At 65.8% G+C, this 11,826-nt stretch carries 8 protein-coding genes; 6 read left to right on the top strand and 2 right to left on the bottom strand.

Annotated elements, in window-relative coordinates; translation table 11 throughout:
- Nucleotides 1-35: 35 nt before the first annotated feature.
- Together JD971_RS12090 and pcaD are read left to right on the top strand one after the other, a co-directional pair.
- Nucleotides 36-1,133 (top strand): lyase family protein, encoded by a 1,098-nt coding sequence (locus JD971_RS12090; protein ID WP_236672078.1) that lies wholly within the window; start codon nucleotides 36-38, stop codon nucleotides 1,131-1,133.
- Nucleotides 1,134-1,135: 2 nt separating this feature from the next.
- A complete protein-coding gene (pcaD, locus tag JD971_RS12095; RefSeq protein WP_202083721.1) occupies nucleotides 1,136-2,332 on the top strand; it encodes a 3-oxoadipate enol-lactonase in 1,197 nt (398 codons plus the stop codon).
- Nucleotides 2,333-2,374: 42 nt separating this feature from the next.
- On the opposite strand, the gene JD971_RS12100 is transcribed toward pcaD, so the two are convergent.
- Nucleotides 2,375-3,400 carry an aromatic ring-hydroxylating dioxygenase subunit alpha gene (locus JD971_RS12100; protein ID WP_202083724.1) on the bottom strand — a complete coding sequence of 342 codons (1,026 nt, stop codon included), beginning with the start codon at nucleotides 3,398-3,400 and terminating at the stop codon, nucleotides 2,375-2,377.
- 138 nt (nucleotides 3,401-3,538) lie between these two features.
- Complete coding sequence (locus JD971_RS12105; RefSeq protein WP_202083726.1) at nucleotides 3,539-4,843, bottom strand: MFS transporter; 1,305 nt, start codon at nucleotides 4,841-4,843, stop codon at nucleotides 3,539-3,541.
- 493 nt (nucleotides 4,844-5,336) lie between these two features.
- Between JD971_RS12105 and JD971_RS12110 the strand changes: the two genes are divergently transcribed.
- The 4 genes from JD971_RS12110 (at nucleotide 5,337) to JD971_RS12125 (ending at nucleotide 11,478) form a co-directional block, all read left to right on the top strand.
- Nucleotides 5,337-5,621 (top strand): hypothetical protein, encoded by a 285-nt coding sequence (locus JD971_RS12110; protein ID WP_202083728.1) that lies wholly within the window; start codon nucleotides 5,337-5,339, stop codon nucleotides 5,619-5,621.
- Between the two features lie 118 nt (nucleotides 5,622-5,739).
- Nucleotides 5,740-6,993: a TolC family protein gene (locus tag JD971_RS12115; protein ID WP_202083730.1), complete on the top strand. Its 1,254-nt coding sequence runs from the start codon at nucleotides 5,740-5,742 to the stop codon at nucleotides 6,991-6,993.
- Nucleotides 6,994-7,004: 11 nt separating this feature from the next.
- Nucleotides 7,005-8,156, top strand: a complete 1,152-nt coding sequence (locus tag JD971_RS12120) for an efflux RND transporter periplasmic adaptor subunit (protein WP_202083733.1) — start codon at nucleotides 7,005-7,007, stop codon at nucleotides 8,154-8,156.
- A complete protein-coding gene (locus tag JD971_RS12125; protein ID WP_236672079.1) occupies nucleotides 8,146-11,478 on the top strand; it encodes an efflux RND transporter permease subunit in 3,333 nt (1,110 codons plus the stop codon). Before JD971_RS12120 ends, JD971_RS12125 begins: the two co-directional genes overlap by 11 nt.
- The last annotated feature ends 348 nt before the right edge of the window (nucleotides 11,479-11,826 follow it).

Consider the following 11,826-nt stretch of genomic DNA (forward strand, 5'->3'; position numbering starts at 1 on the left):
ACCGGCTCCTCCGCAGGCCGGCAACGACGGCAGCCATGCTCGACACGTGGAGCGATGACAGGATCGTCGCCCACGCGCTGGCGTTCGAAAGCGCCCTTGCCGAAGCGCAGGCAAAGCATGGCGTGATCGCTCGCGAAATCGCCCGCAGCATAACCGATTGCTGCGCAACATCGCGCATCGATCCCGCCGCATGGGCGGACGAAGCCGCGCTCGCCGGAACGCTCGCGATCCCTCTCGTCCGCTTCATCAGGAACGCCGTTCCCGACGCGGCGAAACCATCGGTTCATCGCGGTGCGACGAGTCAGGATGTCGCCGACAGCGTGATGATGATGCAGGTTCGCGAAGGGGCTAGGCTCATCACCCGCGATGCATCGCGGGTGATGACGGCGCTGTCGTCGAAAGCGCGCGAACACGCCGCCACGCCGACGATGGGGCGCACCTTGTTGCAGGATGCGCTGCCGATTGCGCTGGGCCTTCGCATTGCGCAGTGGCATGCGGGAATTGCGCAGGCGCGCGATATGTTCGCAGATGCGGTCGAAACCCATGCCGTGCTTCAATTGGGCGGACCGGTCGGAACCCGTGCGGCGCAGGGCGGAAACGGCGCAGCCATTGCAGACGACATGGCGGCACGACTGGGATTGCGTGCGGCGCCGCCGTGGCATGCGCGGCGCAATGGCCCCGCATCGATCGCCGCGTCGCTTGCCATGCTGATCGGGGCGGTCGGCAAGATGGCGCGCGACGTCGCGCTGATGTCGCAAAACGCCATCGGCGAGGCCCGCGAACCCGCGGTCGAGGGGCGCGGCGGTTCCTCTGCGATGGCGCACAAACGCAATCCGACCGGGTGCCAGACCGCGCTTTCGGCGGCCGGACGGGCACCGGGCCTGGCCGCGACCATGCTGGGCGGGCTGAGCGCCGAACTGGAACGTGGGCTTGGCGGATGGCAGGCCGAGGCACCGGTCATGGCAGAGCTGTTCCTGCTCGCCGCGGGGGCGCTTTCCGCAATGGCGGACGTGGCGGAGGGGCTTGAAATCGATTGTTCGGCGCTCGCCGGATTCGTGCCCGAAGGTCCGGTAGACCTCGGCGAAAGCGCGAAGCTGATCGAGGCGCTGCTCACACCAGGCAAGGAAAACTGACGATGCCTTTCGCGCGTAATGACGATGCCCGCATTTACTGGAAGATAGAGGGGGCGGCGGATCGCGCCCCGCTCGTCCTGCTCAATTCGATCGGCACCGATATGGGCCTGTGGGAGGCATGCCTGCCGCATCTGCTGCCCGATTTCCGCGTGTTGCGGATCGACACGCGCGGTCATGGCGCGTCCGATGCGCCGGACGGCGACTATACGCTGTCGACATTGGCACGCGATGTCGTGGCGGCGATGGATGCCGCCGGTATCGCGCAGGCGCGCATCGCGGGGGTGTCGCTGGGCGGTATGATCGGGATGCAACTGGCGCTCGATCATCCGGACCGCGTGGCGGGCCTCTCGCTCATCTGCACCTCCGCGACGATGGATCGCGATGCCTGGCAGACCCGTGTCGATATGGTGCGAAGCGAGGGCATGGACGCCATTGCCGACCTCGCCATGGGGCGCTTTCTGGACCCGGCGTTTGTCGCCAGCCATCCGGAAATTGCCGAGAGCATTCGCGGCGGCCTGCTCACCATGGACCCGGCGGGCTATGCCGGCGCGGGATGCGCGATCCGCGATATGGAGCTTGCGGGCAGGCTGAACGAGATCGCCGCGCCCACGCTTGTCGTGACCGGCATGCAGGACCTTTCCACCCCGCGCGATCCCCATGGCGAGAGATTGCTTGCCGATATTCCGGATGCGACCGGGACCGAACTCAAATGCGCGCATCTGGCGCCGGTGGAAGCACCGCGTGCACTGGCCGGCGCGCTGCGAAGGTTCTTCCTCACCGATCACCAGGTCGATGCAGCGGGCGAAACATTGTTCGAAGCCGGTCTGCGCAATCGCCGCCGCGTTCTGGGCGATGCGTGGGTCGATCGCAGTCTTGCCGGGCGCACGCCGTTCACCGCCGATTTCCAGGCGATGATCACCCGCATCGCGTGGCAGGAAATCTGGGGCCGCCCCGGTCTCGACGATCGCACGCGCCGCCTGCTCGTGCTCGCCATTACCGCCAGCCTGTCGCGCTGGGAGGAATTCGCCCTGCATGTCCGCTCCGGGCTGGAGCAGGGCGGCTTTACCCGCGACGAATTGAAGGAGGTGTTGATGCAGACCGCGATCTACGCCGGCGTCCCTGCGGCGAACACCGGCTTTTCCGAAGCGGTCAAGATCATCGACGCGCTCGACGCGAGGGATGCCGCCGCGCCGGAATGAGCGGACCGGCGCCACCCGGCGCCGGTCCCGCGGATCCGATGATCAGCCGGACGTTTCGGCTCCAATCGCCTTTGCTATGATGCGGCGGGCGCGCACACCGCCCTGATCGATGGAATAGGCGTTGAGCTTCATGTCCGGGTTCGTCTCGACCGCCCGCTGCTGCGCCTCCAGAATTTCGCGGTCTTCGGCGAAGACGGCAGCCTGCTGTTCGCGAAAACGCGCGGTGAAACCGGCATCGTCGATGTCGAAATTGCGCGCCATGCCCCAGAAATAATGATGGGTCGTTTCCGTCTCCGGCGTCATGAAATCGATCACCATGCCGCGCACGCCCTGATCATGGGATTCCAGTGTCGCGCCCGCTCCGACAGGTGCGACGCCGACGTCGATCATGACCGATGCAGGCAGGTCGAAGCGGCAGATCTGCCAACGATCGACATTCCCGTCTTTCTTGAGCGCGCCGCGCCAGAACGGCGGCGCATCGATATCGGGTATCCATCGGCTGAGATAGGCGGTCTGGCCTTCGGTGCGGCTTTCCATCGGGCTTTCCATCAATTCCTGCTGCCCGATCGACCCTGAATGCACGTAGGTTTCGTGCGTGAGGTCCATGAGATTGTCGATCATCAACCGATAATCGCACGCGACGTGGTAATACCCGCCATCGTGGGTCCATCCGTTGGCTTCGCACGGCCAGAGTTCGGGGATGAGGCTCGGATCGGCCTTTTCCTTCTCGCCAATCCAGATCCAGACGAAGCGATATTTCTCATGGACGGTGAACGTTTCGGTGCAAACGCGCGTATTCACGGGTTCGGAGCGCAGCGGCATTTCCTCGGCGATGCCGTCCGGGCCAAGCTTCAGGCCATGATAGCGACAGCGAATCGAATCCCCCTCGCGCAAACCCATGGAAAGCGGAAGCATGCGATGCGGACAGGCATCGCGCATGGCCACGACACTGCGATCAAGCTTACGATACAGCATCACCGGCACGTTGCAGATCGTCCGCGCGAGCGGCTCCGTCCCGACCTCGTAATCCCATCCTGCCACATACCAGGCATTGTTGAGCCACGTCATTCATCACCTCTCTTCCAACATCGTCTTCACCGCTGGCTGCCTGCGCGAACCGGGTGGCGCGTGTTTTCCGCTATGCAGGCGCCGGCCCGATCGCAGAAGCTATAATAGAACGCCGATTTCTGTTTGTTGCAAGGCGCGTTACATCGCGATCCTGCGGACCACAAGGGTCAGAACGACCGCGCCCATCAAGGAGCCCAGCGCCATCAGCAAGGCGACAGAGCCAAGCCCGTATCCGGCAGAAAAGAGGAAACCTGCGAGCGCCGGCGCCAGGGCGGAGCCGCCCCGGCCGAAGCCGATGACCACGCCGGTTCCCGACGCCCGGAATTCGGTGGGAAACGCATTTGCCACGACCGCGTAAATCCCGACGACGCCGGCATTGGTCACGAAACCGGCGATTGCTGCCGCCATGGAAAGTTCCGCAAGGTCCGACCGGATCTGTCCGAACCAGACGACCGCCGCCGCCGACAACAGCATGGCCAGCACGGTGAGCCAGAACACCCTGACCCGCAGCGTAAGAAGCCCCAGCGTCACACTCCCCAACAGACCGCCCACGCTCGCCCAGACGAGCACCGTCGCCGCGGACGAGGGCGCGAAGCCCATGTCTGCAACGATCTTCGGTATCCATTTCAGAATGAAATAGAACGTCATGATATGCGCGAAATAGACAAAGGTCAGCGCCGCGGTGGGAAGCAGATGGCTCCCGCTGAGGAGCGTTTTGAAACCGGGCCGTTCGCGCTCCGCGTCGGGCGGGGGCAGTGCGCCTATGGCTGGCTTTTTCATCCGCGCGAGGATGGCGTTGATTTTCAGCAGCGCATCCGGCGGGCGTTTGTGCATGAGGAAATTGATCGATTCCGGCGCGCCGAACCACACGACCGGGATGAAGAGCAGCGATACCACCGCGCCAAACTGAAAGATCGCACGCCAGTCGTAAAATGCGAGCAATTGTGCAGCGACGCTCCCGCCGATCACGTTTCCGAGCGGATAGCCTGCGGCCATGAGCACGATGCACAGCGCGCGAAACCGTCCGTTGGCAACCTCCGCCGTCGCGGCATTGGTCGCGGCCAGCACCCCGCCAAGCCCCAGTCCCGTGAGCACTCGCCACGCGCAAAGCGGGTATACGCCGTTCGCGGACGAGGCGCCGAACATGCCGAACGACACGATGCAAAGACACGCCAGGATTACGCCGCGCCGGCCCAGCCCATCTGCCAGGCGGCCGAAGATGATCGCCCCGAACGACATCCCGACAAGCTCCATGGACAGGACAATGCCGAGCGCGGCCCGGTCGATGCCCCAGTCCGCGGCGATGCCGGGCGAGGCGAAGCTGATCGAGAGCACGTCGAACCCGTCGAGCGCCAGCAGTCCGACCATGATCGCAACGACCGACCATTGGAAACGTGACATATTGTCTGTTTCGATGGTCTGTCTCGGGTCCGTTTCGGTCATTCACCTGCATCCTTCTCGTACCGCGGCCTGGTCGTCCGCGCGATTGCGACGTCGCCTCTGTTCCGGAGCCGTCCGCCCACCGTATCTTTCACGCAGCATACCCGCGAAAGGGGTGAGGGATAGCAGGTGACGGAGCGATTCCGACCGAAATTATCCATTGAAATCCCCTCCGATCCTGCTGCGTGCGCGTCGTAGCGATGCCGGATATCGTGGCAAGCATCGCGTCCATCGTTACGGTTGCAATATTGGAGGCACCACTATCGTGGCGGATTGGACGGGCATTCCACAAGGTTGGCCGGGGCGGTGCGGCAAAGAACGAATGCTCCGGGCGCCTTGCCCGAATGTCCGCGAACATGTTCGGCGAATTTGAGCATGATCGTGTCATGTGTATCGCGAAACCGGCAACGATCGGCGTGCTTCCGGAACCGGTCCTTTTCTTTCATGTCCCGAAGGATGCTTTCCCCGCGTGGAAATTGATGCTAGGCCCACGCCGATGTCCCGGCTTTTCGCCCGCTCCTTCATGCTGCAGCTTGTCGCGCTGTGCACTGCATTCGGTGTCCTCTGGGCGCCGGTGGCCGAGGCGTCCGAATGCGCAGGCGAGGCTCCTGTGGCATCGCAGCTGGAGCAGCATGGCGAACCGGGGAGCGATGACACAGGGCCGGAAAAGCACGGTACCTGTGCGCATGGCCACTGTCATCATGCATCGCATGCGGTTCGCAGCCCTGCCGGGTCGTTCGCGCCGGATTCGGCTGTGGCCGCGCTCCATGCCGCGGATTAGCCCCGATTTGCGTCCATCCTGGTTGAACTGACCCTACCCCCTCCTCGCGCCTGACGTTTGCCGCGCGTCGGACCTGTTTCCGACGCCGAACCGAACGTCAGCAGAGGAATATCCCTTCATGTCCGCCATATCATGGCGAGCGGCTCCCATCTGGGGGCTGATGCTCGCCCTGTCCACGGGGCCTGCCAATGCGCAGGGTCCGCGTGTCGTCACGCTCGACGATGCTCTTGCGCTGAGCGGGGTCGCCGAACAGGGCGATGCCCCTGTCACCAACCCGCGTCTCGTCGGCCCCCGCGCCGAGACGGACGCGGCGGCGGCTCTCGTCGATCAAGCGCGCCTCAGGCCCAACCCCGAGATGTCTTTCGAAGTCGAGAACATAGCCGGAAGCGGCGCGTTTTCCGGACTTCAGTCGACGGAATACACCCTCTTGCTCGGCCAGCGTGTCGAGCTTGGCGGCAAGCGTTCCGCCCGGATCGATGCCGCCGAGGCGCAGGCAGCGCTGATGTCGCTGAAATCGCAGCTGACCACGGTGGAACTGGGGCAGCTGGTCCGTGAGCGCTACATCGCGGCGGTCGCCGCCGCAGCGCGGTACGACCTTGCCCGGGACGTGACCGCGCGCAACGAGGAGCTGGCACGCATAGCGCGCGTCCTCGTCGAAGTCGGGCGGGAGCCGCCTCTGCGCGCGCTGCGTGCGGACGCGGCCCTCGCCGAGGCGCGCGCGCGTCTGCTGGAAGCCGAGGCCGAAAGCCTGTCGGCGCGCACCGCGCTGGCATCGCTCTGGGCCGGACCCGAAGCGCCGCTCGTTCCGGCGCAGTTTCCTGAACTCGTGCCGCCCGCCTCGCTGATGTCCGAGGTGCCGCAAAGCCTGCGCTATCGCGTGGCGCGGGCCGAAAGCACGGCCGCCGCCGCCGAGATCGCGCGACAGCGAAGCCTGCGAATCCCGGACCCGACCGTCTCCGCCGGTGTGCGGCGTCTCGAACAGACAAGCGACAACGCGTTCGTCGTTGGCGTGTCGGTTCCGCTGCCCTTCCGAGACCGGAACCAGGGCAATATCGCGGCGGCCGGGGCCCGCCTGCGCGCGGCGACCGCCCGCCAGGCCGTCGCGCAGGCCGATTACGAACAATCCGTCGCCGCGGCCCGCGCGCGATATCGCGGCGCCGATGCGCGCGTCGAAACGCTCTCACAGTCTTCGCTCCCGCAGGCCGAGGAGGCGCTGCGCCTCGTCCGCATCGGATATCGCAACGGGCGCTTTGCCCTGATCGAGGTTCTCTCCGCCGCGCAGGCACGCGACACGATCCGCGAGACGCTCATCGCCGCACGCGAACAACGGGGCCTCGCCGCCGCCGAACTCATCGCTCTGGCCGCACAATGAAGGATATAGCAATGACCCGCAGCAAGCTGGCGATCATCGCCGCTATCGTGTTCGCGATCGGCGCTCTGACGCTGATATTCCGGCCGCATGCCGAACCCGACGACCCTGCCCACGGTCACGAGGAAGCCGAACGCGAAGCGCCCGAAGGAGCGCTCATCCTCAGCGATGAGCAGATCCGGCGTGCCGGGATAGAGATCGCACCGGTGCGGTCAGGAGCCGCGGTCGAGCTGGTTTTTCCCGCCACCGTCGCGGCGAGCCCGGCGGCCTCGGCCCGTATCGACGCCCGTGCATCGGGCGTCGTGCGTTCGGTGGGCAAGACGCTCGGTGAATATGTGTCGCGCGGCGAAACCGTCGCCCGGATCGAAAGTGCGGATGCGTCCGCCCTCGCATCGCAGGTCAGCGCCGCCCGCGCCCGCATGACCGAGCTGTCCGCCATTTACGACCGCGAAAGGCGCCTGTTCGAAGAAAACGTGACCGCGCGGCAGGATCTCGAAGCGGCACAGGCCAATCTCAGCGTCGCACGTTCGGACCTCAACCGCGCGCAGGCCGCGGTTGCGGCCGCCGGCGTCAGCGGCGACGGGCGTTCGCTGGCGGTTACCTCTCCCCTTTCCGGCAGGATCGCCGCCGCACCGATCATGCTCGGTGCCTTCGTCGATGCGGGCGAAGAACTCTATAGCGTGATCGATCCAAGCGCGCTTCAGATCGAGGTGGCGCTACCGTCCGCGGAAGCCTCCCTTGTTCAACCCGGCGACGAGGCCCTGCTCATCACCGGGGACGACCGCGAAATCGGCGCAAGGGTGAAATCCGTGACGCCGTCGCTCGATCCGGAGAGCAGGAGCGCCACGGCTGTTCTCTCCCTCCCGCGCGGTGTTCCGGGACTCCAGCCCGGTGCATTTCTTCAGGCCCGCATCCGGCCTTCGGGCGAGGTGGACCGCACCCGTATCGCGATACCCGAGGACGCGGTGCAGGTGGTCGAAGGCCGTGATGTCGTGTTCGTCCGGACGAAAAGCGGCTTTCAGGCGCGCGATGTCGCCATCGGCAGCCGATCCGCAGGCATGGTGACGATCCTGTCCGGGCTCAAGGAGGGGTGGCGCATCGCCGCCGGCAACGCCTTCCTCCTCAAGGCGGAGCTTGGAAAGGAGGGCGCGACCCATGGGCACTGAACACGCGCCCGCCCCGGCCGCGGATACCGATTACGCCACGGGGCGCGATCGCCCCGGTCCGATCGGTTCGATCCTCGATTTTGCCGTCCGGTTCCGCTGGGCGGTGATCGTCCTGACCGCTTTTGCCGCGATCTACGGCGCGATGAACCTCCTGCGCCTGCCGATCGACGCGGTGCCGGACATCACCAACACGCAGGTGCAGATCAACACCAGCGCCCCGGCGCTTTCGCCCGCGCAGGTCGAGACGCAGGTGACCTTTCCCATCGAAACCGGTCTTGCCGGGATCGAAGGGCTGGAAACGACCCGCTCGATCTCGCGCAACGGGTTCAGCCAGGTCACCGCGATTTTTGAGGAAGGCACCGACATCTACTTCGCCCGGCAGCAGGTCAACGAACGGCTTGCGCCCATCGGCGCCGCGCTGCCCGAAGGCGCGGAACCGACGATGGGACCGATTTCGACGGGCCTTGGCGAAGTGCTGATGTATACCATCGAATACGAGCATCCCGCCGGTCGCGGCGCGCCGCTGAATCGCCGGACCGGCTGGCAAAGCGACGGAAGCTTCATCACCGAGCGCGGCGAGCGCCTCGACACCGCCATTGCGAAGGCCGCGTATCTGCGCACGGTGCAGGACTGGGTCGTTGCGCCCTTGATGCGCTCCATCGATGGGGTCGCCGGCGTGGATTCCATCGGGGGTTATGAAAAGCAGTTCCTCGTACAGCCCGATCCCGCCCGGCTCACCGGCTATGGCCTGTCTTTCGATGCGCTGATCACGGCGCTGGAGGCGGCGAACCTTGCCGAGGGTGCCAATTTCGTCGACCGCGCGGGCGAGGCTTTGCTTGTCCGCGTCGATGCGCGCCTCGGCGGAACGCAGGACATCGAGCAGGCGGTCGTCGCGACGCGTGAAGGCGTCCCGATCCGGATCGCCGACGTGGCGACGGTTCGGATCGGGGGCGATTTGCGGACCGGCGCCGCCTCGCTCAATGGCGAGGAGGCCGTCGTCGGCACCGTCCTCATGCGCAGCGGCGAGAACAGCCGCACCGTTGCCGCAGCTTCGGCGGAACGGCTGGACGCGGTCCGGGCGTCGCTGCCCGCCGGCGTGGTTGCCGAAATCGTCTACAACCGATCCTCGCTCGTCGATGCGACCATCGCGACAGTGGAGAAGAACCTCGTCGAAGGCGCGCTGCTGGTCATTGCGGTGCTGTTCCTGATGCTGGGCAACATGCGGGCGGCGATCATTGCCGCGCTGGTCATTCCGCTCTCCATGCTGATGGCGGCGGTCGGAATGAACAGGCTGGGTGTGTCGGGCAATCTGATGAGCCTCGGTGCGCTCGATTTCGGGCTGATCGTCGATGGCGCGGTCATCATCGTCGAAAACAGCGTCGCCCGGCTCGCCGCACGGCAGCATCGCGAGGGCAGGCTGCTGAACCTCGGCGAGCGGCTGACCGAGACCCGGCTCGCCGCGCAGGAGATGATCAAGCCCACGGTCTATGGGCAGGCGATCATCCTGCTCGTCTATGCCCCGCTGCTCACCTTTACCGGGGTCGAGGGCAAGACGTTCTCGCCCATGGCGATCACGGTCATGCTGGCGCTGGCGTCGGCGTTCGTGCTGTCGCTGACCTTCGTGCCGGCGATGGTCGCAGTGTTCCTCAATCGCAGGCTGACCGAGACGGAAGTGAAGCCGGTCCGGATGGTGAAGGAACGCTATGGCGTCACTGTGCGCCGGGCCATTGCGCGGCCATGGCCCGTGATCGGGGCGGGGGCCGGTGTCTTTGCACTTGCCGCTGTCGTGTTCACGTTTCTGGGAAGCGAATTCACGCCGCAGCTGGACGAGCGGGACCTCGCGGTGCAGTCGCTCCGGATACCGTCAACCTCGCTCGAACGATCGCTCGCCATGCAAAGAGGGGTGGAGGATGTGCTCGAAGCGTTTCCGCAGGTCGCGCTGGTCTTTTCGCGCACGGGCACGGCGGAGGTCGCGAGCGATCCGATGCCGCCCAATGCGTCCGACGCCTATGTCATGTTGAAACCGCGGGAGGAATGGCCCGATCCCGACCTGTCCAAGGACGAGCTGGTCGAACAGATGGAGGATGCGCTGGGCGGGCTCGTCGGCAATCTTTACGAATTCAGCCAGCCGATCCAGTTGCGCTTTAACGAACTGATCGCGGGTGTCCGCGGCGATGTCGCGGTGAAACTTTTCGGTGACGACCTGACCGCGCTGACCCGCTCCGCCGGCGAGGTCGCAGAGGTGCTTCGCGAGGTCGAAGGCGCAGCGGACGTCAAGGTTCAGCAGGTCACGGGCTTCCCCACGCTCGACATCGCTTTCGATCGTCCGACGATCGCGCGCTATGGCCTCACGATGGAGGATGTCGCGCAATCGGTGGCCGTCGCGCTGGGCGGTCGTCCGGCCGGACTGGTCTTTGAAGGGGACCGCCGGTTTGACGTGGTCGTCCGGCTGGAGGATGCGGCCCGCGACGACTTCGATCAGCTCGGCGCGCTGCCCATCGTGCTTGCCAATGGCGCAACCGTTCCGCTGCGCACGCTAGCCGAATTCCGGGTGGTGGACGGCCTTGCCGAGGTGCGGCGAGAGCAGGGGCGGCGGCTGGTCATTGTGTCGGCCAATGTGCGCGAACGCGACCTCGGCTCCTTTGTCGAGGAGGCACGCGCAGGCGTGGCGCAAGAGGTGGATCTGCCGCCTGCATCCTTCATCGAATGGGGCGGGCAATATCAGAATCTCCGCGCCGCGCAGGCGAGGCTGGCGCTTGTCGTGCCGATCTGTTTCGCGCTCGTGCTGCTGTTGTTGTTCGTGGCGCTCGGCGGCTGGGTTCCGGCGCTCGCCGTGTTCAGTGCGATCCCGATGGCGCTGGCGGGCGGCGTGTTCGCTCTTGCTCTGCGGGGAATGCCGTTTTCGGTTTCGGCGGCGGTGGGCTTCATCGCGCTGTCCGGCGTGGCGGTCCTGAACGGACTGGTGATGATGACCGCGATCCGTCAGCGTCTGGACAACGGCATGGCCCTTGATGATGCCATCGCGGATGGTGCGCTGGCGCGGCTGCGGCCGGTGCTGATGACGGCGCTGGTCGCGTCGCTCGGCTTCGTGCCGATGGCGATCGCGAGCGGCACCGGCGCGGAGGTTCAGCGTCCGCTGGCAACGGTGGTGATCGCCGGCCTGATCAGCGCGACCGCGCTCACGCTGTTCGTCCTGCCCGCGATTGCGCGGCTCGTGCTCAACCGCGCCGGGGACAGCGCTGGCGGTCGGACGACGTGGCGGAACCGCCTGCGCCGGAGCAAGGCACGCGAAGAGCAGCCGGAGATGCCGGACCATGCCTGATGATCGGGACGCGCGATGCTCGCAAGCCTGTCAGCCGGGAGCCCCCCGGCGCAGGAGAAACTCGCGCGATCCCCCCGGACGAAGGGCCGAACGACCGCGACCATCGCGTGTTGCTAAACGGGGCCAGAATGATCGCCGGGATGCGCGAACTGCAGTTGGCAGAAAGTTCACCCCTCTTGGAGCCAGCACGCGGACCGGAACATTTGGCAAACCGCCCTCGCAAGAGCGGATCTCCGTCGCCCCAACCCTTCACATGACCATCGGTCATCGATGAATGCAGCCAGCCGCCGTGAAGCCCCGAAACGAGACCGATGCAAGCACCGCCGGTGTCGATTTCACCATGCCACC

Source organism: Croceicoccus sp. YJ47 (assembly GCF_016745095.1).
GTDB lineage: Bacteria > Pseudomonadota > Alphaproteobacteria > Sphingomonadales > Sphingomonadaceae > Croceicoccus.

What these genes read in the sequence shown, in the direction of transcription:
- JD971_RS12090 (WP_236672078.1), top strand. Translation starts at nt 36, where the DNA reads ATGCTCGACACGTGGAGCGATGACAGGATCGTCGCCCACGCGCTGGCG.
- pcaD (WP_202083721.1), top strand. Translation starts at nt 1,136, where the DNA reads ATGCCTTTCGCGCGTAATGACGATGCCCGCATTTACTGGAAGATAGAG.
- JD971_RS12100 (WP_202083724.1), bottom strand. Translation starts at nt 3,400, where the DNA reads ATGACGTGGCTCAACAATGCCTGGTATGTGGCAGGATGGGATTACGAG.
- JD971_RS12105 (WP_202083726.1), bottom strand. Translation starts at nt 4,843, where the DNA reads ATGACCGAAACGGACCCGAGACAGACCATCGAAACAGACAATATGTCA.
- JD971_RS12110 (WP_202083728.1), top strand. Translation starts at nt 5,337, where the DNA reads ATGTCCCGGCTTTTCGCCCGCTCCTTCATGCTGCAGCTTGTCGCGCTG.
- JD971_RS12115 (WP_202083730.1), top strand. Translation starts at nt 5,740, where the DNA reads ATGTCCGCCATATCATGGCGAGCGGCTCCCATCTGGGGGCTGATGCTC.
- JD971_RS12120 (WP_202083733.1), top strand. Translation starts at nt 7,005, where the DNA reads ATGACCCGCAGCAAGCTGGCGATCATCGCCGCTATCGTGTTCGCGATC.
- JD971_RS12125 (WP_236672079.1), top strand. Translation starts at nt 8,146, where the DNA reads ATGGGCACTGAACACGCGCCCGCCCCGGCCGCGGATACCGATTACGCC.